Consider the following 24,316-nt stretch of genomic DNA (forward strand, 5'->3'; position numbering starts at 1 on the left):
ATGCTCTTGTTTATTTTACTTATCCGAATAAGCTCCAGATAATACTGATTATATTTTTAATACCACCGATGATTTTGCCAATCCAGCCGTTTCCTTTACCATCATCGTTATCTCCGCCACCATCACCTTTTCCTGGTTTCTTTTCAATAACGATTTCTTCTACAGTTTCATTGCCTGCTAGATCCACAACTTTGAATTCAAAGACATTTTCGCCTTCTTCTAAATCGAGATCTACTTCAATTTTTTCATTGAATTTCTTCTTTCCGTACGGTTCGGATAGTTCATTCATATACACATGATTTCCATTAACAAATAGATCGATTTGATCAAAGTTATCTTTCACATGTGCTTTAACTGTAACCGTATCTTTTTTCGTTTTTTCAGGAGCTTTTACGCTTATTTGTGCAGCTTCAGAATCTACGAAATAACGGCGTGCAATTTCTGTATCATTACCTGCATTATCGACTGCTGTAATTTTACTTGTATAGTATCCATCTTTATCTTTTTTAATTACTTTAGAGAAGTAATAACGATCTTCTTCTTCGTTATATTCTAATTCAACTTCTTCTCCATCAATAGTTACTTGAGCAACACCAGATTCATCTGTTACATAGCCGGTGAATTCGACATCACGAGATCCTTCTACACCTAGAAACTCTGGTGTTTGAAGACGAAGATCAGGTACCGTTGTATCTGGCACGATTTCCTCTGGCTCCTCTTCTGCTGTATTACCAGCATAGTCTGTCGCAACAATTGTTACGGTTTGCTCTTCCCCCAGTTCTTCACTTAATGTATGTTCTGTTTCTCCATTTACATATGGAGATTCTAATACGGACTCACCGTCAACAAGAACATCCCATGAAGCTACTCCGCTTAGTTCATCCGATACATCTACCGTAATAACATTGTCTTTTGGATTTATTGTAGCCGCTAATTCAGGCTCTGTTAAATCTAGAATTACTGGTAAATCTAGTGTTTGACGTTCTGCATCTTCGTAGTCTATTGCTGCATCAACAGATAGATAGTATTGCCCTTCTTCTGCTAGTTTTCCATTCACCTTACCATCCCATGCTCTTGCAGATGATAAAGAATAGTATGGTGCTCTTCCACCATCGTAGTAATTTTTACGAAGTTCTCTTTCCATTCGGATAGTACGAACTACTTTTCCATCTTCATCACGAACGGTAAATTTGGCATCTTTCGAGTTTCTTAGAAATGATAATACCATTAACGCATTATCTTTTGTGCCATCACCATTTGGAGAAAAAGCAATCTTCTCTGGATCAATTTCTCCCGTTGCTAGGTCTTCACCTAGGAATCCATAACTTCCTCCACCAAGATCTGTTAGTACTCCAGTCATTTCATAGAAAGTATCATCTTCCCATACTGGCGTATCAAAAATTGGAGCTTGGTCCCATTCCCCTTTAAAGCCCACATATGGTACTGATAACTCTGGATTAGTATCTGTTGGGTCTGTTAACGTGACAAACCCTTCTAACCAATATCCATTTGTATAGATTTCATTTAAATCTGCGTCCACTGAGCTTAAATCGATTGTTACTGTAAATGTTTCTTCTTCATTTGCAGGAATTTCAATTGTACCCGTTGCTTCCCCATTAATAGTCGCTAGTTCCCCTAAATCGGTAGCAGGGAAAAGATTAGGTGCATTGACTAGTACTCCTCCACCATCAACTGGAGTATCTGTTTGTACATTTGCATCTACGTCATAGCTTACTGCTTCATCTGTTACGTTTTCTGCAGTTAATTCAAAACTAATTTCATTTTCTGTAATTTCTTTTAAAGCTACTTTGGCTTCATCTGTTTCTGATTCCGTTACGATTACTGGAGTAGAAAGTGCTGCGTGAAGTTGCATCATACCAGCACCTTGACGACGTGGAGATACATACTCCCCTTCAAATTCTACTTTTTCAGATGTATTCATCATAATATTTTTTGCTTGGTGGACGCGATCTGCATTTTCATAGCCAAACTCTTCATCCACACGTTGTAATACTAATGCTCCTCCACCCGCAACATGAGGCGCAGCCATGGAAGTACCACTCATTAATCCGTATTCATTATCATTTAATGTGGAAAGAATTTGTCCACCTGGTGCCGTAATTTCTGGTTTGAAATCAAGGTTAGGTGTTAATCCCCAAGACGTAAAGTCACTCATTTTGCCTGCACTTGGGTTTTCCATTTGTGTAGTTTCACCATTAAATGTAATCGATACTTCTTGTTCATCTTGCAATGCTTGAGCTAAACGATCTCCATCTGATTTCAACATAAATAGTTGAGGAATTGTAATCGCAGGTTCTGTCGCCATATTTACAATTCCATCGGTGTTATTGTAAATAATTACACCAACTGCACCTGCTTGTTGAGCATTTATTGCTTTTTCGGTAAATGCATTTTCTCCACGCTGGATAAGCGCATATTTACCTTCGACATCAACACCTTCAAAATCCTCTGGAAGTCCCAACCCAGCATCGACTAAGTCAAATGTCTTCTCATCTACATCATTTGGATGGACATTACCTGCTGATAAGAAACCAGACATACCAGGTTCTCCATCAATCTCGTAATCTAGTCCATCTACTTCCATATACGTATTTTCAAAGGATGCTACTTGCAGAGATTCATAGGATACACCTGGGGATCCACTTACACCATAATCAGGATTCGACGTGTATGGATGGAAGTATCCGTCCGCGAATAGCGCAGAGTTTCCAGCTGAAATCGACATCAATATACCATTATCCACAGCACGAGCAACCGCGATTTGTTCCGGTGAGTCAGCATTTACAAATCCAGCTGGTGATCCGAGACTCATATTTAATGCATCTGCACCTAATTTAATTGCATCATCAATTGCTTTAATGTAAATATCTCCATAGGTCGATTGCATTTCTGGATCGTTACCAAATACTTTAAGTGCAAGTAATTGCGCTTCTGGAGCAATTCCTTTTATTCCTCCATTTTCTTCATCACCATTCGCACCAACAGTTCCACCTACGTGCATTCCATGATAGTTCGCTCCTGCATGGTTTTCACGAATTTCATCATTTTCATCCATATAGTTGTAACCATAAGGAACTTTTTCCGTATAGAATTGTCCTGGCAAATCTTCTTCATTAATTTGTTGGTTAACAAATTCTTCTGATAGTGCAGCTTCGTTACCTTCGCTTAGAATCATATCTTGATGGGTAGGGTCAATGCCTGTATCAATAATCCCAACTACAAACCCTTCCCCTTTATAACCATAGTCGCGCCATGCCTGCTGCGCTTCTACTAACTCTTTACTATATTTCATATCTGGTTCTACTTCTGGACGCTCATACTCATTGACGATATGTACTGTTTTTACGCCTTTGAGTTCTTCAATTTGTTCAATGTCCTTTTGTTTTACTTCCACACTAAAGCCGTTGACTACTGTAGTAAATTCTTGTAAAACTTTAGCGTCTAGTTTTTTCGCTTCCATTTCTTTTTTTACTTCTTGTTGTTGTGCCTTCACATTCTTTTCTAATTGTTGCTTCTCTGTTTCTTCGAGTGTTTTGTACGTCATTCCACGTTTTGTGGCGATTTCAATAGGAGCCTCTTTCTCCATTTCCACAACCACACGTACTTCTTGTTCCGGATCTTCTGTGCCTGTCAGTTCATCCGAAAGATTTCCTTTTGTTAAATTTTGTCCTGACAGCGATTGAATTGCCGCTGCGCTCGACATAGCAAAATTGGAAAAAATAAGTAGAAATGCTAAAAATAATATCCCGACTTTTTTCCGCATGCTTCTCCCCCTCTACCAAAAATGTAGTATATCTGAGACATTTGCCTCTATTTCACGAAATTTCAGAGACTTAATATTCAGATATATTAATCATATATCAATTATTTTATAGGTAACAGGGGACAAAGTCATGGTACTTTTTGTTGAAATTTTCAGACGATAGAATTACTATAAGGGAAAAATAGACTAGCTATTTATATCAATAGCTAGTCTAATCCTATTAATCTTTCTTCACTTTAATTTCTTTAGATCCTAAAATAAGATAATTCATCTCTTCTTTGTCGAGATTTTTATAATCTTTGTATTTCATGATGTAGAAAAGGATTCCTAGCACAACCCATACGATTAATGCAATACGTGATTCTACACCAAGAAATGCGGGCGATCCAGGGATCAGCAATAAACCGAGGAAGGCAATACTAGCAACCATCCCTAGTAAAGCAAATATTTTCTTACCCGGTGATACGACATGTTTGTTCGCATTAAATCCATTGTTTTTATTCCACTTAAATAATGAAAATGCTGTGTAACAAGTGTAAAAATATGCGATTGTTACTCCAATCGATGACATATCTACCACCCAAGTTAATGCTTGTCTACCAAACCATGGTGCCACCATTGCGACAATGACAGTAAAAATAATGCTGATATATGGTGTTTCATGTTTACCAAGTTTCGAAAATGGTTTGGGGATGAACTTTGCACGTGACATCGCAAATAGTAAACGACTTGTAGAAATAATAAAACCATTCAGTCCTGTGAAGATTCCCATTAATAGTGCGACAACTAATATAACGACTCCTACTGTACCTAGTACATTTTGTATTGCTTCGGCAGTTCCCCAATTATGTCCAGCTGCAACTAATCCTTCCCAGGGTTGTGTCATAGCCGTTGTGAAAATCATGAGACAATAAAGTATGGTTGCAAATAAAATTGCTAAAATAATTAATCGAAATGCTTTTTTTGAAGAAAAATTAAATTCTTCGGCAGCTTGTGGAATATTGTCAAAACCAACAAAAGCCCAAGGCGCAATCGCTACTATCGATAAAATCGCTGCTATAGCTGTTTTGTCTGATGGGAATAATGGTGCTATATTACTGATACCAGCAGATGGATTAATTCCTACTAAAGTTGTTAATAGCAATACTCCCCCAACCATAATGATACAAAAAATAAATTGTGCGCTGCCTGTAAATCCTCCACCTCGTATATTTAAATACCCAAAAATGATAAGTGCGATCGTTGCGATTATGATTTCCATACCATATACATCCCAATCAGCAATCTGATACATATAGAAATTTTCTAATACCGATGGAAAGACGAACTTAAACATTAGTGCGAGTGCGGACGCGTTTAATGCAACAATACAAATGTAACCTAACGTAAGAAACCAACCACTAATAAAGGCATGGGTTCTTCCTAAGCTAATAAATGCGTAAGCAAATTCACCGCCTGATACTGGAAAGCTTCGAATAAGAAATCCGTAACTGACTGCAATCAGCATCATAAGTAGACCACCAATAGCAAATCCAATCATTGCCCCCAATGGCCCAGCAGTCCCCATCCAAGCAGCGGGTTGTACAAAAGCTCCCCAGCCAATAGAGGAACCTAACGCAATTGCCCAAACCCAATGTGGCTTTAGCGTTTTCTTTAAGGTAGTACGTTTTTCCATATAAATGATACTCCTTCTATTTTGTCATTTTATAATTTATGCTTTATTTACTTTTCCCATATAAGAGCATAAGTTACAAAAAATACAAAAAATACCTTACCATATAGGAAGAACGTTTACCATTATTTAAATTTTGCTACTAATACTTATAGAACGTATGGAAAAGATAATTGAATGAGTTACCAGATCTCTCTTCACTCACTATTTTAGGCATTCATCCCTAACAATAAATTAGAACAATATCTCTAGCTAGTTATTGTGAGCGTCTTCTAAACAACCCAATTATCTTTTGCTTCAATCTTCTTAACGCTGTTACTACTGGACGTTTTCCTCCTAGTACTAATCCTGCTAATTCTGCAAAGATGTGAAGTAATACGAGCAAAATCACAGTGCAAACTAGAGAAAGGATGGCACTTGCTTCTGAAAATAAAATGCCAATGAAGCCAAATAATGTACTAAATATGTAAATAATAATAACTGTTTTCCGATGACTATATCCTGCATCAATCAATTGATAATGAATATGTCTACGGTCGGCAGCCATAATACTTTCTTTATTATAAAGTCTACGGATAATCGCAACTACTGTATCAAAAATCGGTACCGCCAAAATAACGATAGGAATAATAAAGCTAAAGAATGTGATATTTTTAAATAAACCTAATATAGATATTACAGCCATAATATAACCGAGTAAATTTGAACCTGTGTCCCCCATATAAATTTTAGCAGGGTAAAAATTATGATAGAGAAAACCGATATTTGCACCTATAAACGTGACACAGAGATAAGCAACTATGACTTGCATATCAACTAATGCCATTGCAAATATACTTGTCATTGCAATAGTTGTAACACCTGTAGCCAGACCATCTAGGCCATCTATAAGGTTAATCGCGTTTGTAATTCCAATAATCCAAAAGAATGTAAGAACCGGTCCTAAGTAACCTAACTCAATCATCCCTATAAATGGGATTGTTACTCTTTCAATAATTAATCCAGCGTAAATTAACAGGCCAGCTGCAACAATTTGACCGGTTAATTTCATATATGGTTTAAGTGTATATTTATCATCCAATGCCCCTGTTAACAGAATGATTAATGAGCCAATTAGAATTTCATCCATATAAATATGATACGGTTGAAGATAAATCATTCCCACAAAAGCACCAATAAATATGGCTAATCCCCCTAGTCGTGGGGTTATTTCTTTATGTATTTTACGACTACTTGGTGCATCCATCACACCAATTTTAATCGCAAATCTACGAACAGGGTACGTGACGAGTAGTGTCGCTATCAATGAAATAGTAAAAGCAATGAATAAATCTACATAGTTAAACATAATATTCTCCTATTTTTATCTTGATGTTGATCTAAGTTGTTAATTTCTACATTTTTCCTATATTTTGTCTATAATTGTCTTAAATTATATCGAACATACAATAGGTTTAGCAAACTTTTCTCCGAATATTTCATGCATCCTCTGGAGTAATATGCTAAGATTAAACGGAATTTCGAATTGTTTGAAAAGAAAGGAGGATTAACCATGATACCTTATTTATTTGTAGTAGCTGCTGTTATCGCTGTAATAGGGATTATCAGTGCATACAAAAAAGCCCATAATGCCATTTTAGAAGGAGAAGGTGATACCGCAAAGATACAAAGCAAATTCTTTTTACAAGTGGCTATTATCGAAGCTTTACCAATTATTCTTATTATTATTGGTTTTGTGCTTGCTGAGGGACAATCTTTTACCATGGAAGATATTTATATTCCATTAGCAATTGTTATTGGTCTTTTTATTTTTAATGCTTTTATTGTCTTTTCACAAATTTCTCAAGTAAAACATTTACGCCAATCAAAACAAATTGAGGAACACACCTTAAATGCTGCTAGGGGTATATCGTTCATTGCTATCGCTCTTGCCAATGCTGTCCCTATTATTAGCTTGGTTTTTATGATTATGATTACTAGCTAAACATTAGATGAACGAGTACATATACCCTTACGATTAAATTCCAGTGGGCTAGTCATAACGCCCACTGGAATTACAACATCTACATTCCTCCCAGAAATAATCCACGTATCTAAACAATTTTCACTTTTTCTAAGAATAACCGGTATTGCTTTTCATATAATCAAAGCTTGCATATAATAGGTATGATTATTAGGTTTTAGCAAATGACATACAATCTTTAGACATCGAAGTGAGTGATGATGAATGAAAGACGAATTAATTACTGTAGAAAAAATATGCCTGATTGCTGGAAAAATAATGCTGATTAGTGGTGCGGAAACGCATCGTGTAGAAGATACAATGAATCGAATTGCTCGAGCATATGGCATCACCAATCCACAAAGTTATGCTACCCCGACAGGAATTAATTTTTCGATTGATTTAGCAACGACAACTAATTTTTTACGTATTACCAGTCGATCAACTGATTTACATAAAATTGCAGAAGTCAATCATGTCTCAAGACAAATTGTGGAAGGAACCATCTCAAAACAAGAAGCTTACAATGAGCTTCAACATATAGAAAAGAATAAGTTAACGTTCTCACCAACTATTCAAGTTATTGCTGCCATGCTTGTTAGTGGTGGGTTTACAATGATGTTTGGGGGTTCCTGGCAGGATTTTATTCCAGCGCTTTTAGCTGGCGGAATAGGATATGCAGGAATGTTAGCTTTTGAAAAGCTCGTGGAAATTCGGTTTCTTGCTGAGTTTTTTGGTGGGTTTGTTATTGGCTTATCTTCATTTTTATTTCTATGGCTTGGTCTTGGGGAAACGATTGACAGTGTGATTATCGGTGCAGTGATGCCACTTGTTCCGGGGCTACATATTACAAATGCAATCCGTGATTTAATGGCGGGACATCTCGTTTCTGGTGTTTCAAAAGGAATAGAAGCACTTTTAACGTCGTTTGCGATTGGTGCAGGAGTAGCTATCATGTATGCATTCTTGTAAAGTCCATCTAATCATAGTTAACGAATGAATCCATGAATAAAAGACATAATGAAAAAGGAGACTAAAAGGTGATAACGCAACTAATTATGAGTTTTATAGCTGCGGCAGGATTTGGGGTTTTATTTAATGCTCCCCGTAGTGCATTAATACAATGTGGAACAATCGGAATGCTTGGTTGGATACTATACTATTCCTTAGTTCAACAAGGAATGGACGTTGTTCCTGCAACAACATTTGCAGCGATGCTCGTTGCAATTCTAAGTCATTTATGCGCCCGCTTTTTCCAAATGCCGATTATTGTTTTTACCGTTTCTGGTATCATTCCACTTGTTCCCGGAGGAATTGCTTATAATGCGATGCTTCATTTTGTAGAAAATGATTATAATACAGCCGTACAACTGTCTGCCCAAGTTATGTTACTAGCAGGAGGAATTGCAATTGGTTTAATGTTTTCTGAAGTGTTGAACCAAATTTTGAAGAAAATCATACAGATTCAACGCACATAATGACATACGGTGAAAAGAAGTTAGTATATTTATAGTTCATATGGTTGGTACGTGTTTATCTTTTGGATTATACTGTGAAATGTCTTACAATGATAATATATTATGAAAAAGAATTGAGGAAATTAACGATGGAACAAACTATACAGCCAAGAGCAGTTATTGTAATCTTCGGAGCAACTGGAGATTTAGCAAAGCGTAAACTATTCCCCTCCATTTATCGTTTGTACCGAAGCGGAAAATTAGATAAGCATTTTGCAGTCATTGGTTTAGCACGCCGTCCTTGGACAGATGAAGTACTTAGAGAAAATGTGGAAACTTCCATTCAAGATGCTCTTTCTCCAGATGAGGATTTATCCGAATTTATTTCCCATTTCTATTATAAATCATTTGATGTGACTGAAAAGGAATCGTATCAGGGACTAAATGAGATGATTCAAAACCTTGAAGGTCAATACAAAACAGAAGGAAATAGACTATTTTATTTAGCAATGGCTCCAGATTTCTTTGGTGCTATCGCAAATCAACTTAATGATTATGGATTAAAGAATACGAATGGTTGGACTAGACTGGTAATCGAAAAGCCATTTGGTCATGATTTACCTTCTGCTAAAAAGTTAAACCAAGAATTGCAAGCAGCATTTCGTGAAGATCAAATTTATCGTATCGACCATTATCTTGGTAAAGAAATGGTACAAAATATTGAAGTTATCCGTTTCGCGAATGGTATTTTTGAACATTTATGGAATAATCGATTTATTTCCAACATCCAAATTACAAGTAGTGAAACGCTTGGAGTAGAGGAACGAGCACGCTACTATGATACTTCTGGTGCTACGCGAGATATGGTTCAAAATCACATGCTTCAAATGGTTGCATTACTTGCGATGGAACCTCCTATCAGTTTAACTACCGAAGAAGTACGCTCTGAAAAAATTAAAGTATTGCGCGCCTTAAGAACGATGGATTCAAACAAAGTAGATGACTATTTTATTCGTGGTCAATACGGAGCGGGTACAGTTAAAGGTAATTCTGTTATTGGTTATCAAGATGAGGATGAACAACTCGAAAATTCTCGAACAGAAACATTCGTTGCTGGAAAACTTCTCATCGACAATTACCGTTGGGCAGGCGTTCCTTTCTATATACGTACAGGAAAGCGTATGACAGAAAAATCAACGAAAATCGTGATTGAGTTTAAAGATATTCCAATGAATCTATACTATAAAAAAGATGATCAAAAGAACCCCAATTTATTGGTTATTAATATTCAACCAAATGAAGGAATTACGCTTTGCTTGAATGCACGTAAATCAGGTGAAGGTGCTCTAGCAGAGCCAATTCAATTAGCATACCATCAAAATGCCGTATCTGGAATCAATACACCAGAAGCATATGAAAAATTAATTTATGATAGCATGCTAGGCGACGCAACTAACTTTACCCATTGGGATGAAGTTGCTTTATCTTGGCAATTTGTTGATAAAATTTTGGCAAACTGGTCTGAAAATCAACCAGAATTTCCAAATTATCGTTCTGGATCAATGGGGCCAGATGCATCCGACGAATTATTGAAAAAAGATGGTTTTCACTGGTGGCCGATCTAAACGTTCTATAATTAAGTGCGATTTTTAAAGTCGACACGTTTAAAAAAGGTATTGTTATTTATAGACATTACGTGGGTTTTCTACCTACTTCTATAAAACAATACCTTTTTTATTATTGATATATTATGTTTTCATCATCATTTTTATCGGATTGCAAACCTGAGATGATTAGCGCTATTGCTGAAATCCAATGCATGACCATTCCAACTATTGGAATCCAAGCGATAACACTTGTAATAATACCAATCACACTTCCTGCAATCCAACGTCCATCACGTTTTGCTAAAATAAGCGTTAAAATATGAAGTAATAGCATGACGAATAAAGGAGTCCACGCATTAGAAAAAATATAAATGCCACCGATAAGAGGAATACCTAATAAAGCTTCTGCCACCCCTGTTACCCACTGCATAATTCTAGATATTGACATATCTGATCCCCCCTCTACAGTAAAATTTCTTTTAAAAATATCATACCCGGTTTATTTAAAAATCATGTATAATCTTGCTGAATTTTAATCTAAGAAATAGTATTTTATTTACCATGAATCCATCAAAATAATGTGTTTATATTACTAACTTACGCTACATTACTGGATTATGGGAAACATAAATCCTTTTTATTTTAACCTTAATTTAGTGGCCCTAAGTAGCATAATGAGATTATGACTTGATTTCCAACTTATATCACTCCCTGAAATCCAAAAAACCGTATGGCTAAGGTACCATTCGAGCTGTAAGTAAGAATTTATCCTACCTGCATATACGAATCCTTATCCCATACGGTTTCATTTATTTATTCTATGCTTCTTTCTTTTTTCTTCTAAATTTCGCTGTTATATTATCAAATATTAAGTAGATAACAGGGACAAAGAATAAAGTAAAGAAGCTAGATACTGTTAGTCCAAATATAATTGTAACTGCGAGTGGTTGTTGTAATTCGGCTCCTTCTCCAATTCCTAAGCCTAAAGGTACCATGGCTAAAATAGTAGTTAAAGTCGTCATTAGAATTGGACGTAGTCGAGTTTTACCTGCTTCGATAATTGATTCTAAGCGATCTGTTCCTCGTCTGCGTAAAATATTTATATAGTCGACAAGTACAATCGAATTATTCACCACTATACCGGCGAGCATAATTACACCGATAAACGCTGGAATGCTTAATGATAATCCTGTAATCCAAAGTCCGCCAATAACTCCAATAATAGTTGTAGGTAAAGCAAACATTATGATAAATGGCTGCAATAGATTTTCAAATTGGATTGCCATGACTGCATATACTAGGAATATGGAGAATACTAATGCAATCGCTAATTCTGCAAATGCTTCTTCCATATCTGCAGCTTGACCTCCAATTGAATAGCTATATCCTTCTGGAAAATGCATACCATCTAATGTAGCTTCTACATCAGCTACAACACTTCCTAAATCTCGATCTACAATATCAGAAGTGACATTCATCTGTGGTTGTTGATTTTCTCTTAATAATGATTCTGGCCCTTGTTCTTGTTCTAATTCAACCAATTCATCCAATGGAACTTCCGCACCTGTTGGTGATTGAATAGACATATCTTGTAAATCATTAATGGTGCTTTTTACTTCTTCAGGATATACTAGGGTTACATCCATTTCTTGTCCATCTTCACGATATTGTGTTACCACTTGTCCAGAGAATTTCATTTGGATTTGGCTGCTTACTTGGTCTGAAGTAAGTCCATAACTACTTGCAACTGCATCATCTACTGTAATTGTCATTTGTGGTATACCCTCTGAAGCAGCAGTAGAAGCATTGAATATTCCATCGATTTGATTGATTTCCTGAAGTACTTCTTCGGATAAATCAGTTAACACTTCATGTTCTTGTCCATTTAATTGGATCGTAATCGGGTCTCCCATTTGCATACCGCCGTCCATTGCACTTGCTACAATTTCAGCACCAGCAATATGCTGTAACTTTTCATCAATTTCTTGAACAATTTGTGTCGTCGTCTGGTCACGTTCTGAAGCTGGAATCATCTGAATCGTATACGTCGCCTGGTTCCCAGATCCAAAACCTGTAGCTCCGACAGTGACATAGCTTGTTTCTATATATTCATTATACTCACTTAGTATTTCGTTTACTTGATCAGAAATAGTTTGTGTATAAGCTAGACTACTACCTGGTGCAGTCTCAACCGTGATTTGTGCCTGTCCTTGATCGGAAGACGGCATAAATTCAGCACCCATCCGTGGGATTAAAGCAAGACTCCCTGCTATCGCAAGAATTACTAAGAGTACTGTCGTTTTTCTAAATTTCAATGCCCGACTTAGACCACCACTATAAAGATTTCGCAGCCAATCAAGAAAACGATCAAACCAATACCTTCTACCTTTGTCCTCCATTGCCTTCGATAAAAGTTTAGAGGACAACATAGGAACTAATGTAATTGCAACAACAAGTGATGCAATTAATGAGAATGCAACTGCTAACGCTAATGGAGCGAATAGGTCCGCAGATAAACCTTCTACAAATATAATTGGTAAAAAGACAACTAAAGTAGTTGTTGTAGAAGCAATAACTGCTGGTGCTAATTCAGATGCACCTTTTGTTGCAGCATCGAACAGATTATATCCCCGTCTTTTGTATGAATAGATATTTTCTAAGATAATGATCGAACTATCTACCATCATTCCAATTCCGAGTGCTAATCCACCTAATGTTAAAACATTTAATGTTTGACCAGTAAAATACATTAATGCAAAAGTAGAGATAAGCGCAATTGGAATCGATAATCCGATAACGATTGTAGCTCGGAAACTTTTCAAGAATAATAAAAGAATGAGAAAAGCAATCGCTCCACCAATTAAGATATTATTTATTACAGAGTCAATCGACATTTCAATAAAATCAGAGGTATCAATTACTGTTTTTAAGTTAGCTCCTTCTGGAAGGTCCCCCATTAAATCTTCCATGGAAGATTGTATATTACTCGCTACTTCTACTGTATTTGCATCGGTTTGTTTCATTACCGACAACACAATAGCCGGTTCTCCATCCACTAAAGTATCGGAACTTCTATCTTTAAAATCATCATTTACTGTCGCTACATCCGATACTTGAATAACACTACCAGCTTCCGTTTGAATCCGTGTTTCTTCAATATCATTTAACGATTCAAATTGTCCTGTTACTCGTAATTGCAGATCTTGAGTCCCTTGTTCTACCGTTCCAACAGAACTAGAATTATTGGACTCTGAGATGGCTTGCATGACCGATTGGGAAGTAATTCCATACTGCTTCATACGAGCTTCATCTAGTTCAACTTGAATCTCTCGTTCTAATCCTCCTTCAACCGATACAGAAGCAACGCCTTCTTGTCTTTCAAAATAAGGTACAACTTGTTCGTTGGCGATTTCGGTTAATTCGGCTGTATCTCCACCAGTTAGACCTAAATAAACCACTGGCATAGCTTCTGGGCTAAAACGGAGAATATTCGGTTCACCAGCTTGATCAGGTAACATACCTTTTACCTGATCCACTTGCTCTCGAACATCTAATAAGGCTTGATCTAAATCTGTGCCATTTTGAAACATCATCATTACCATCGATGATCCTGATTGAGACTGAGATTGTACAGTATCAATTCCCTCCACGGAACTTACAGATGATTCAATTGGCCTACTAATTAAATTTTCGACATCTTCAGGAGCAGCATCTTGATAATTCGTTGCGACAACAGCTACTGGTAAATCAATCTCAGGAAAAAGATCTACAGCTAGGTTTCTCAATGAGACAACGCCTAAAGCAATGATTGCTAAAACAACCATAATTACTCCAATTGGTCGTTTTACGGATGTATTTACAAGCTTCAAGATCTATTCTCCTTTCACTACTTCTACAGAATCTCCATCCTGTAAGGTTAATTGACCAGATGTAACGATTTCATCTCCTGGCTCTAATTCACCTTCAACCGCGGTTTTTTGAGATTGCATTTCATTCACGGTTACTTTTTTTCTTTCTACTTGATTATCTACTACGATATAAACATAGGATTCATTATTTTCTTCTACTACTGAGGCAGTAGGAACAAGCAGTGAATCAGAAATAACCGTCTCTGGAATGGCTAAAGCCGCCACTGTACCAGTAAGTATATCTTGATCTTCTTCATCATCTATTGTAGCTACAACTGGGTATAACCCAGTATCATCTGGCATGGCATCAATTTGTGTAATAGTTGCTTCAAATTCATTTCCATTAATTGTTGCTGTAAAAGTATCATCCTTATTTATTAATTCTAAAATTCTCGCAGTTGCAGTGAATTGCAATTTCCAAGATGATGTATCTGCGATTATGGCAAATGGTTCTTCCGGATTTATAATTTCGCCTTCCTCAGCTTGGACTTGCATTAATTCCCCATCTGATGAAGCATAGATCGTTTGTGTACCAGCAGGAGTTGCAACGGTAGCAATTTTGTCGTCTTCCTCTACATTCGCTCCACTCTCTACATCTAGCGTTTCAACTTCACCTGGTTGTTCTACCGTGATCGGTGTTGTTTTATTAGGCTCTACACGACCAGAAATGGTTCGATCAATACTTAAATTCCCTTCTTCAATCTCGGCTGTTTCTACCGACACAACGCGATCTTCTTCTTCTTGATTATCGCTCTCGTCTTCTTCAGAGCATGCTACAAGTATAAATACTAAAAAGATAGCTCCTAAAAATAGTGATGCTTTTCTCATGTTAATCTCCTTTCCATTCACGCTTTTTTATCTAAAAAATGATTCCATTCTCCCAATAGTTTATTCTAATAGTTTGGATACTATTTTAGTATACCGACCAAGGATAGACCTCGCAAATTCAACGGCAGATTAACGACCTTTTAATTTTAAATTTCAGTTAACACCTTTTTCACCTCTTCAATTATACGAATATACGTAAAACATTCGTCAATTAATGAGTATAACCGAGCATTTGCTTCAAAATATATAGGATTTATGGTTCTTATTACTCTAGGGAGAAATAACTTATGTATTTCACGAGATATCGTGTTTTAATCCATTTGAGCCAATTTTAACAATTCGATACAATAAATGAATGTAAACGCAATGAGTTATCAAGCGGTATAAAATCCCTCAGATCAAAGTTTGAATAACTTCCTTATTGGATTCTTCTTACATATTTCGTATGTAACTTGAATACGTTCTCAATTTATTATTTCACTATTGACAAATTTCATTCTTTTCTAATAAAAATGCCGTTCATCTTTTCATCAACACATAAGAACTGACAGATTAATTAGGAAGCTACCAATTTTTCATTATAGTGTTATGAACTAAGGAGAGTCACATCGGATATTAGTCAGTTAGATCTAGAGTTGGCTATTCATAATGTTTAGCCAATTTTTATACGTTTACTTAAAAATAATTAAAAGGGGACATAGAAAAATGAAAAAAAAGCTCTTATTACTGATGGCTGCTGTTGTACTATTACTTGCTGCCTGTGGAGATTCTTCAAGCGACAGTGAAAGTGAAATCGATACGATCGTTTTAGCTGATGCAGGTTGGGATAGTATTAAAGTACATAACAGTATTGCCCAAAGAATTATCGAAGAAGGATATGACTACAATACAGATGTTACATCTGGTTCAACAGCTGCGACCGTGCAAGGTTTACGTGATGGAGATATCAATGTATATACAGAAGTTTGGACAGATAATATTAAAGAATTATATGAAGAGTCCATTGAATCTGGTGATATCGAACAACTTTCTGTAAACTTTGATGATAATGTACAAGGACTTTATGTACCGTCTTATGTAATCGAAGGTGATCCAGATAGAGGAATTGAACCGCTTGCTCCTGACCTTGAAACAGTGGAAGATTTAAAGAAATATCCAGAAGTTTTCCAAGACCCGGAGGATCCTTCCAAAGGACGTCTAATCAACGCTCCGAGTGGTTGGGCTGTAGAACAAGCGATTAATGAAAAATTTGAAACATATGGTTTGGGAGAGACATTTAATAACTTTGGACCTGGTTCCGATGCTGCAATCATTGCAGATTTAGCAAGTGCATATGAAGCAGGAGAAGGTTGGGTTGGTTACTACTGGTCCCCAACTGCAATTACTGCAAAATACGATTTAACGTTACTAAAAGAAGATCCATATGATGAAGAGCAATGGAACGAAGATAAAAGCACAGAATTCCCTCCAAATGATGTAGTTATAGCTGTTCATAAAGATTTCCCTGAACAAGCTCCGGAAGTAACGGAATTCTTGAAGAACTATGAAACAAGCAGTGCACTAACGGAAGAAGCATTAAATTATATGGAAGAAAACGGTGCATCACCTGAGGAAGCAGCTGAATGGTGGATGAAAGAACATGAAGATATTTGGTCAAGCTGGGTTCCTGAAGATGTAGCGACTGCAGTACAAGAATCATTACAATAATTCATGGAGCAGCTTGCCATTTGGTTGGCTGCTCTTCCTATTTTAAAAAATGAAAGAGAGGTGTAGAACTGCTTGTAGCAGTATCGACGCTTATGGGTATATTTCCTGATATAGAGTTTGAAGCTGGTAAGTATGTGGATCAAGCTGTTAATTTTATTGATACTACATTTGAAGCTTTTTTTGATTTTATTTTCTTTATCGCATCTCGTTCGATTAATCTTATGACAGATGGATTAATGTTTTTACCATGGTGGTTATTCATCATTATTATTTTTGGACTAGGATGGTATTTTAAATCTGCATTTTCCGGTATTCTATATGGTGCGTTTATTTTTATAATCGGTACATTCGGATTATGGGAAGATATGATGATTACTATCTCGATTATTCTCACTGCAGTAATCATTTGTTTAATTATCGGAATACCAATTGGTGTAGCAATGTCATTTAGTAGACTATTCTCAACTATAGCCCGTCCAGTACTTGATGCAATGCAGACGATGCCAAGTTTTGTCTACCTCATTCCAGCGATTTTCTTCTTTGGCTTAGGTAATGTTTCTGCCATTTTTGCAACGCTGATTTATGCATTGCCTCCCGTTATTCGTTTAACGGAACTTGCCATTCGTGGAGTAGACAAAGAGATAATCGAGTCTGCACATTCATTTGGTTCATCAAAATGGCAAACATTGAAAAAAGTACAATTACCACAAGCAACTCCTACAATTATGGCAGGAGTGAACCAAACAACAATGATGGCATTATCGATGGTTGTTATTGCATCAATGGTTGGTGCTTCTGGTTTAGGTGAACAAGTACTTGTATCGATTAACCGTATTGATATCGCATTAGGATTCGAAGCAGGAATCAGTATTGTATTCTTAGCTGTTATCATTGACCGTATTACTAACGGTATTGCACAAAAATTCCAAAGACAGGGTGATAGAGCATGACAACCCATATTAAAGTAGAAAATGTATCAAAAATATTTGGTCCAAAACCTAAATCAGTGATTCCAATGGTCAAAGAAGGAATGTCAAAGGCAGAAATACTAAAGAAAACCAATCATACAGTTGGTGTATATAATGCTTCTTTTGATATAAAAAAAGGAGAAGTCTTTGTTATTATGGGGCTTTCGGGAAGTGGAAAATCAACATTAATTCGCTGTTTTAACCTTCTAAATAAACCAACGGATGGCTCAATTTTTATTGACGATGAGGACATCACAAAACATAATAAGGAACAGTTAAAGAAAGTTCGCCAAGAAAAAATAGCTATGGTCTTCCAGCATTTTGGATTATTTAATCATCGTACCATTTTAGCTAATGTCGAATATGGATTGGAAATCCGTAACTTCTCTAAAGAAGAGCGCAGAGAAATTGCACTAAAAAATATTGAAACGGTTGGATTAAAAGGATACGAAGATAAATATCCTGATGAATTATCTGGTGGAATGCAACAACGTGTCGGTCTGGCTCGGGCATTAACCAATGACCCTGATATTCTTCTCATGGACGAACCATTCAGTGCGCTCGATCCACTTATTCGCCGTGAAATGCAATTAGAGCTTCTAGATATCCAAGAACGCTTGCAAAAAACGATTATATTCATTACACATGATGTTAATGAGGCATTCAAAATTGGGGATCGCGTAGCTGTGATGAAAGACGGACATGTGGAACAGGTCGGAACACCAGAAGAAATTATCGCAACTCCTGCAAATGATTATATTTCTGAGTTTATCAAGGATATCGATCGATCCAAGGTGTTCCAAGCTTCTCATATCATGACGAAGCCAAACGCACTTGTTTCTATGAAAGACGGACTAAATGTTGCCGTCCGTGAGATGAAAGAAAATGGAATCTCTAGTGTGTTTGTTGTTGAACGAGGCAGACATATTAAAGGTATTGTCACCATCGATGATGCAATCAAAGGAATTAAAGAGCAAAAATCATTAGAAGATATTGTTCGTACCGATATTACGATTGTAGAGGAAGAGGAATATATTAATGATTTAATTCCTAAAGCTTTGGAGTCGATGTTTCCACTAGCGGTCGTTAATGAAGAAAATAAACTGATTGGTTACATTCTTCGTGTTCACGTACTTTCTGGATTAACTTCCGATGATGTGGATGAAAGCGATGAATATCATGGATAACCTTTACTAGCATGAGTTGGGAGGTCTCAATTAGAACAAAGGCGCAAGCGTCCGTGTAGCAATATACAAACTGCTCCCCTGTTTTTTTAGGAGTGAGGGTTGGGACAAAAAATATTTGCTCAAAAGATAATCCCGTATGAATTGATTTGAAAATCGTTTCATAAATATACTCCGCTTATCCAGCGGCGGTTCACCTATGCCTTGCTCCCACAGGATCCTTCGTATATTTCTTACGCCTATTTTAATTATCAATTATCTTTTGACTAAAACTTTATGATATATTTTAATCTCTTCCTTTGAGAAAAAACAAGGTGAACTGGAAGAGAACCGATGTTGTCCTTCACTCAGATTGCAAGTGCGACTAGCCTCATAAATTACATTCGGCAAGTCTTCTTTTCACCCCTGGGTATAAGTGCGACTAGCCTCATAAATTACATTCGGCAAGTCTTCTTTATCGTAATGGAGCTGGGTGAAGTTTGGAGCTGCGATTACTCACCCTCCAAAATGGCTGGGCGCTTGCATTGGAGATGACTGGTTCAGTTATTTAATTATTCACCCACCACACAATTTTATAATTTTCGATGCAATAATAAAAGAAGCTTGTAGAGTTCTAGTGCATACTCTACAAGCTTCTCTTTTTATTGTTGATCTTGTTCGTCTTGCATTTCGCCATCTTCAGGTTGATTATCTTCAAACCCACCATTTTCGTTGGTATCTCCACCATTTTGTTCGTTCATACCGCCTTCATCAGATGGTACTTCTTCTTCAATAGGGTCCTGGTTATCCGCAGGCTCTTGATTATCTGTATTCCCACAAGCAGTAATTAACGATAATGCTAGAGCTGCTGTACCAAACTGCATAAGAAATTTCTTCATAGGTATTTTCCTCCTTTAATGATCAACTTTCGTGATTATATTAACCAAAGATAGGAAAAAAATACATTTTCTAAAAAAATCGAGATCTTTTTTGGTTATTGATGTGTATCAACATCCGAAAATATTATTTGATAGCAAAGGTAATTTCAGCCTCACATGCAACTTCACCATCTACAGTTGCAATTCCTTTTCCTTTCCCAATTGGACCTTTCATTCGTATGATTTCTACTTGCAAATTTAGTTGGTCACCGGGCTTTACTTGACGTTTAAAGCGGCATTTATCTACTCCTGCAAGAAAACCAATTTTTCCTTTATTTTCTTCTATATTCAAAACAGCAATTGCTCCAGTTTGCGCGAGTGCTTCCAGAATTAGTACACCTGGCATCACCGGATATTCTGGAAAGTGTCCTTGGAAAAATGGTTCATTTACTGATACGTTTTTTAATGCAGTAACTTTTTCGCCTTCTTGTATTTCCACTACTTTATCCACTAATAAAAATGGATAACGGTGTGGGATAATTTCTTTAATTTGTTCCACGTCCATATTGATTCGACTCCTTCTATGTAGCATTTATTCCTATTATAGCGAATATAGATAGGGAAAGAAATACTTGTAAATGTTTTGGAATAATGTAAAGATGGGTAAATACTTTGTACAATCATTAAAATAGGAAGGATGAATAGACTCATGTCAGAACAAAATCAACAAATAAAATTAGCCAAACGTCCAGAAGGAACTCCTACAAAGGAACATTTTGATATTGTAGATATACCGATTAATGAACCAAATGATGGTGAAGTCCTTATCAAAACTGTTTATCTTTCTGTTGATCCTTATATGCGTGGACGAATGAGTGCTGGAAAATCATATGTGAAACCATTTGAAGTAGATAAGCCCATAAATGGTACGATTGTCGGCGAAGTAGTAACTTCTAAATCAGACTCGTTTTCTAAAGGTGACCTTGTTCGCGGGATGTTTCCTTGGCAGCGATATAATGTAGTCTCTGCATCATATGTTGAAAAAATAGATCCATCTATAGCACCATTAACTGCATATCTAAGTGTGCTAGGTATGACTGGTCTCACTGCTTATTTTGGTTTGTTAGACATTGGTCAGCCTAAAGAAGGGGAGACTGTAGTAATATCCGCAGCTGCTGGAGCAGTAGGTTCTACAGTTGGGCAAATTGCCAAAATTAAAGGTGCTAATGTAGTCGGCATTGCAGGTACTGATGAAAAAATAGCTTATTTAGAGAATCAATTAGGATTTGATAAAGCAGTAAATTATAAAGCATCAAACTTTAAACAGCAGCTAAAAAAAGCTTGTCCAAATGGCGTTGATGTCTATTTTGATAATGTGGGGGGAGAAGTAACTGACAATGTATTAAGCCTATTAAATGATTTTGCTCGTGTTCCATTATGTGGCGCTATATCCACATACAATTTGAAGCCAGGTGAAGACTACGGTCCAAGCATATTACCGAAAATTCTTAAGACACGCACTACCGTGAAAGGATTTATCGTTAGTGACTACCAAGAACAGTTTCCTGAAGCAACCAAAGATTTAGCAAACTGGATTGCTGAAGATAAATTATCGTATGAAGTAACGACCATTGAAGGTTTTGAAAATACACCTACTGCATTTTTAAACTTATTTGAAGGAAAAAACAAAGGGAAGCAACTTGTAAAAGTAAGTGAAACTTCCTCTTAAATTAGGATACTAATATCAAAAATGTCCGGGCTAACGATATAGTTAGTCCGGACATTTATTCATCATTTTTTTAGATAATAGTCTGCTTTGTACGTGCAATTGCGCTTTCTACTAATATTGCTACTCCTAATACGAATGAGGACTCATCGATATCGAAGACAGGTGTATGCAAATCACGCGAGTATCCTTCATCTAATGCACAACCGAGAAAAAACATCGTAGCTGGCAGTTTCTGTGATACATATCCAAAGTCTTCTCCACCCATTCCAAAAGCCTCTTCGAATACATCTATGTGCTTCTGTATTTTCCTTACCGAATGACGTACAATTTGATTTAGATAGGGGTCATTGTATAAAGCCGGCTCTCCTCTTGAAACGTTCAATTGATATTCTCCACCCAAAGAATGTACCATTTGAAATACTTGATGTAACTCTCTTTCAAGTTGGTCTCGTATTGCAGGAGTATAGCTTCGAATCGTTCCACGAATACTTGTTTTAGCAGGAATAATGTTGGTCGCATTCCCAGAACGAATTTCCCCTACTGAAATAACACCTTTTTCTGCTGCTGCTATTCGACGGGAAATGATCCCATATAAACCCGGAAGTACAAGCGATAACATCCAGATTGGATCGGTTGATTTTTCTGGATAACCACCATGTCCCCCTGTCGCATAGATAGTTGCTTCAAATTCATCAACATTCGCCATGCTAAATCCATCATTGATTAGAAGCTGACCTGATTTTTTCCACGGGCACATATGTAGTGCAAATGCTGCTTCGACCTTATCGTATACGCCTGCTTGTAGTAGATATGGAGACCCTGATAGACCATGCTCATCTTGTGCCTCTTCCGCAGGTTGAAAAATAAGTTTAATCGTTCCTTTCCAACTCTCTGTTTCAACGAGATCTGATAAAACCTTCGCCGCTCCTAATAATATTGCTGTATGTGCATCATGCCCACACGCGTGCATCACACCTGGGTTCTGGGATTCATAAGGAGTATTCGTTTGTTCCTGAATCGGTAAGGCATCCATGTCTGCTCGCAGTGCTACAGTTGGACCTTCTCCGGTTGAAATGGTTGCAATTATGCTTGTAGGCGTGCCTGCACCTTTTTCTATGTTAATATGTTCCATCGCTTGCAAAATTTCCATTACCCGCTCAGAAGTACGAAATTCTTCGAAACTTAGTTCAGGAAACTGATGCAACTCTCTCCTCCATTCGATTAATTGATCTTCAAATTCAAGTACTTTACAATACACACTCACATTCGCATCCCTTCCTTTTTAATTTCTCTTGATAGGGAAATCGCCGACAATATCAATTGTCAGCGATGTTCTATTAAGAAATTTCCAAACTATTTTCTAGCTGAGCAAAAGCTTGAGAAAAGTCTTCCAATATATCATCTATATATTCGATACCACAAGAGACACGGATGAGTCCTTCTGGGATTCCCATTGCAGCACGTTCCTCGGGTGTACATTCCACATGACTTGTTGTACGTGCAGGACCAACCGTTGTTTCCACTGCCCCTAAATTTGCTGCCCGATGTGCATACTGTAGCTTCGGTAGTAATTCTCTTACCGTGTCCACACCACCTTTTACCGAAAAGCTCAGCATGCCTCCAAAGTCTTTCATTTGTTCTTTTGCAATTTCATGGTACAGATGTGTCGGTAACCCTGGGTAATACACATCTTCTACAATATCTTGCTGCTGTAAAAACTTTGCTAATTGCATTGCGTTAAATGACTGTTCTCTAACGCGTAGATGCAGTGTCTTCATGCCACGTAATGTTAAGTACGCAGCCATTGGGTCCATTGTCGCACCATTAATTTCACGGAAATGATAGATTTGCTCTACGTAATGTTCAGGACCACAAACTACTCCCCCTAACGCATCAGCATGGCCGCCTAAAAATTTTGTAGCACTATGAATAACTAAATCTGCACCAAGTGCTAATGGATTTTGATTTATTGGCGTACCAAACGTATTATCGACGATCACAATTGCCCCAGCTCGCTTTCCTACATCTGCCATTTTCTTTAAATCTGTAATTTTTACTGTAGGATTTGTGGGAGATTCTAAATAAAGAATCTTACAGCCTTTTTTTACCTCTTTTTCAATTTGTTCATGATCCCCTGTCTCACATAACATTACTTCTACCTGCTGGCGTGGCAGAAATTCAGTGAATATTTTATTCGTTCCTCCGTAAGTGTCTTTAATCGAAACAATTCGATCCCCCGGTAATAAAAAAGTAGATAGTGTATTACTTATAGCAGCCATTCCTGTAGAAAAACTAGTAGCAGCTTCTGCTCCTTCTAACTGCTTTACTTTATCTTCGAATGCTTGCACGGTTGGGTTTGTGTTTCTTCCATATATATGGCCTTTCTTCTTCCCAATAGCCACATCATACCATTCATCCATATCGTCATAATTATAGGCAACACTAAGGACAACAGGGACTTGCGTTGCTCCATGTACAAGGTACTCCTTTTCTCCTGCCCAAACTGCTTCTGTACCTACGTCTACTTGCTTCTTATCTGTCATATCATCACTTCCTTTTCTCAAATTGTTTGCTATACCGATACTTGCATCAACGTCATCAGAGTTCCTTAGC

Annotated in this window: 18 protein-coding genes; 8 read left to right on the top strand and 10 right to left on the bottom strand. The window is 37.0% G+C overall.

The genetic code is table 11. The features are described from left to right. Window positions 1–19 precede the first annotated feature (19 nt). The 3 genes from C794_RS15890 to C794_RS15900 form a co-directional block, all read right to left on the bottom strand. Window positions 20–3,784, bottom strand: a complete 3,765-nt coding sequence (locus C794_RS15890; RefSeq protein WP_017798152.1) for a S8 family serine peptidase — start codon at window positions 3,782–3,784, stop codon at window positions 20–22. A gap of 220 nt (window positions 3,785–4,004) precedes the next feature. After that, the gene (locus C794_RS15895) at window positions 4,005–5,459 is read right to left on the bottom strand and encodes an APC family permease (protein ID WP_017798153.1); all 1,455 of its coding nucleotides are present in this window, start codon (window positions 5,457–5,459) and stop codon (window positions 4,005–4,007) included. Between the two features lie 253 nt (window positions 5,460–5,712). Further along, window positions 5,713–6,804 carry a glycosyltransferase family 4 protein gene (locus C794_RS15900; RefSeq protein WP_017798154.1) on the bottom strand — a complete coding sequence of 364 codons (1,092 nt, stop codon included), beginning with the start codon at window positions 6,802–6,804 and terminating at the stop codon, window positions 5,713–5,715. Window positions 6,805–7,008: 204 nt separating this feature from the next. Between C794_RS15900 and C794_RS15905 the strand changes: the two genes are divergently transcribed. The 4 genes from C794_RS15905 (at window position 7,009) to zwf (ending at window position 10,540) form a co-directional block, all read left to right on the top strand. Further along, a complete protein-coding gene (locus C794_RS15905; protein WP_017798155.1) occupies window positions 7,009–7,440 on the top strand; it encodes a hypothetical protein in 432 nt (143 codons plus the stop codon). Between the two features lie 243 nt (window positions 7,441–7,683). Then, entirely contained in the window at window positions 7,684–8,430 is a 747-nt protein-coding gene (locus C794_RS15910) for a threonine/serine exporter family protein (protein ID WP_017798156.1), read from the top strand. Between the two features lie 68 nt (window positions 8,431–8,498). After that, window positions 8,499–8,936, top strand: a complete 438-nt coding sequence (locus C794_RS15915; protein WP_017798157.1) for a threonine/serine exporter family protein — start codon at window positions 8,499–8,501, stop codon at window positions 8,934–8,936. A gap of 128 nt (window positions 8,937–9,064) precedes the next feature. Then, the gene (gene zwf / locus C794_RS15920) at window positions 9,065–10,540 is read left to right on the top strand and encodes a glucose-6-phosphate dehydrogenase (protein ID WP_017798158.1); all 1,476 of its coding nucleotides are present in this window, start codon (window positions 9,065–9,067) and stop codon (window positions 10,538–10,540) included. A 112-nt stretch (window positions 10,541–10,652) separates the two neighbouring features. Here zwf and C794_RS15925 read toward each other — a convergent pair whose 3' ends face one another. From C794_RS15925 to C794_RS15935, 3 genes are all read right to left on the bottom strand, one after another. Next, the gene (locus C794_RS15925; protein WP_017798159.1) at window positions 10,653–10,970 is read right to left on the bottom strand and encodes a hypothetical protein; all 318 of its coding nucleotides are present in this window, start codon (window positions 10,968–10,970) and stop codon (window positions 10,653–10,655) included. 370 nt (window positions 10,971–11,340) lie between these two features. Continuing rightward, window positions 11,341–14,391 (bottom strand): efflux RND transporter permease subunit, encoded by a 3,051-nt coding sequence (locus tag C794_RS15930; RefSeq protein ID WP_017798160.1) that lies wholly within the window; start codon window positions 14,389–14,391, stop codon window positions 11,341–11,343. Window positions 14,392–14,394: 3 nt separating this feature from the next. After that, on the bottom strand, window positions 14,395–15,258 hold the full coding sequence (locus tag C794_RS15935) for an efflux RND transporter periplasmic adaptor subunit (RefSeq protein WP_017798161.1): 864 nt from the start codon (window positions 15,256–15,258) through the stop codon (window positions 14,395–14,397). A 705-nt stretch (window positions 15,259–15,963) separates the two neighbouring features. Here C794_RS15935 and C794_RS15940 point away from each other — a divergent pair. The 3 genes from C794_RS15940 (at window position 15,964) to C794_RS15950 (ending at window position 19,120) form a co-directional block, all read left to right on the top strand. Beyond that, complete coding sequence (locus C794_RS15940) at window positions 15,964–16,965, top strand: ABC transporter substrate-binding protein (RefSeq protein WP_017798162.1); 1,002 nt, start codon at window positions 15,964–15,966, stop codon at window positions 16,963–16,965. A 92-nt stretch (window positions 16,966–17,057) separates the two neighbouring features. Next, window positions 17,058–17,915, top strand: coding sequence for an ABC transporter permease (locus C794_RS15945; protein ID WP_017798163.1), 858 nt, complete (start codon window positions 17,058–17,060; stop codon window positions 17,913–17,915). Next, complete coding sequence (locus C794_RS15950) at window positions 17,912–19,120, top strand: quaternary amine ABC transporter ATP-binding protein (protein WP_017798164.1); 1,209 nt, start codon at window positions 17,912–17,914, stop codon at window positions 19,118–19,120. Before C794_RS15945 ends, C794_RS15950 begins: the two co-directional genes overlap by 4 nt. A gap of 638 nt (window positions 19,121–19,758) precedes the next feature. Here the strand turns inward: C794_RS15950 and C794_RS15955 are convergent. Both C794_RS15955 and fabZ read right to left on the bottom strand, forming a co-directional pair. After that, entirely contained in the window at window positions 19,759–19,995 is a 237-nt protein-coding gene (locus C794_RS15955; protein ID WP_017798165.1) for a hypothetical protein, read from the bottom strand. A 124-nt stretch (window positions 19,996–20,119) separates the two neighbouring features. After that, a complete protein-coding gene (gene fabZ, locus C794_RS15960) occupies window positions 20,120–20,539 on the bottom strand; it encodes a 3-hydroxyacyl-ACP dehydratase FabZ (protein WP_017798166.1) in 420 nt (139 codons plus the stop codon). Window positions 20,540–20,683: 144 nt separating this feature from the next. Between fabZ and C794_RS15965 the strand changes: the two genes are divergently transcribed. Beyond that, window positions 20,684–21,703, top strand: a complete 1,020-nt coding sequence (locus tag C794_RS15965) for an NADP-dependent oxidoreductase (RefSeq protein ID WP_017798167.1) — start codon at window positions 20,684–20,686, stop codon at window positions 21,701–21,703. 70 nt (window positions 21,704–21,773) lie between these two features. On the opposite strand, the gene C794_RS15970 is transcribed toward C794_RS15965, so the two are convergent. Both C794_RS15970 and C794_RS15975 read right to left on the bottom strand, forming a co-directional pair. Then, window positions 21,774–22,967, bottom strand: coding sequence for an amidohydrolase (locus tag C794_RS15970; RefSeq protein ID WP_017798168.1), 1,194 nt, complete (start codon window positions 22,965–22,967; stop codon window positions 21,774–21,776). 73 nt (window positions 22,968–23,040) lie between these two features. Beyond that, window positions 23,041–24,246: a cystathionine gamma-synthase family protein gene (locus tag C794_RS15975; RefSeq protein ID WP_017798169.1), complete on the bottom strand. Its 1,206-nt coding sequence runs from the start codon at window positions 24,244–24,246 to the stop codon at window positions 23,041–23,043. Window positions 24,247–24,316: the final 70 nt, after the last annotated feature.

The sequence above is a fragment of the Oceanobacillus kimchii X50 genome (genome assembly GCF_000340475.1).
GTDB lineage: Bacteria > Bacillota > Bacilli > Bacillales > Amphibacillaceae > Oceanobacillus > Oceanobacillus kimchii.

What these genes read in the sequence shown, in the direction of transcription:
- C794_RS15890 (WP_017798152.1), bottom strand. Translation starts at nt 3,784, where the DNA reads ATGCGGAAAAAAGTCGGGATATTATTTTTAGCATTTCTACTTATTTTT.
- C794_RS15895 (WP_017798153.1), bottom strand. Translation starts at nt 5,459, where the DNA reads ATGGAAAAACGTACTACCTTAAAGAAAACGCTAAAGCCACATTGGGTT.
- C794_RS15900 (WP_017798154.1), bottom strand. Translation starts at nt 6,804, where the DNA reads ATGTTTAACTATGTAGATTTATTCATTGCTTTTACTATTTCATTGATA.
- C794_RS15905 (WP_017798155.1), top strand. Translation starts at nt 7,009, where the DNA reads ATGATACCTTATTTATTTGTAGTAGCTGCTGTTATCGCTGTAATAGGG.
- C794_RS15910 (WP_017798156.1), top strand. Translation starts at nt 7,684, where the DNA reads ATGAAAGACGAATTAATTACTGTAGAAAAAATATGCCTGATTGCTGGA.
- zwf (WP_017798158.1), top strand. Translation starts at nt 9,065, where the DNA reads ATGGAACAAACTATACAGCCAAGAGCAGTTATTGTAATCTTCGGAGCA.
- C794_RS15925 (WP_017798159.1), bottom strand. Translation starts at nt 10,970, where the DNA reads ATGTCAATATCTAGAATTATGCAGTGGGTAACAGGGGTGGCAGAAGCT.
- C794_RS15935 (WP_017798161.1), bottom strand. Translation starts at nt 15,258, where the DNA reads ATGAGAAAAGCATCACTATTTTTAGGAGCTATCTTTTTAGTATTTATA.
- C794_RS15940 (WP_017798162.1), top strand. Translation starts at nt 15,964, where the DNA reads ATGAAAAAAAAGCTCTTATTACTGATGGCTGCTGTTGTACTATTACTT.
- C794_RS15945 (WP_017798163.1), top strand. Translation starts at nt 17,058, where the DNA reads ATGGGTATATTTCCTGATATAGAGTTTGAAGCTGGTAAGTATGTGGAT.
- C794_RS15950 (WP_017798164.1), top strand. Translation starts at nt 17,912, where the DNA reads ATGACAACCCATATTAAAGTAGAAAATGTATCAAAAATATTTGGTCCA.
- C794_RS15955 (WP_017798165.1), bottom strand. Translation starts at nt 19,995, where the DNA reads ATGAAGAAATTTCTTATGCAGTTTGGTACAGCAGCTCTAGCATTATCG.
- fabZ (WP_017798166.1), bottom strand. Translation starts at nt 20,539, where the DNA reads ATGGACGTGGAACAAATTAAAGAAATTATCCCACACCGTTATCCATTT.
- C794_RS15965 (WP_017798167.1), top strand. Translation starts at nt 20,684, where the DNA reads ATGTCAGAACAAAATCAACAAATAAAATTAGCCAAACGTCCAGAAGGA.
- C794_RS15975 (WP_017798169.1), bottom strand. Translation starts at nt 24,246, where the DNA reads ATGACAGATAAGAAGCAAGTAGACGTAGGTACAGAAGCAGTTTGGGCA.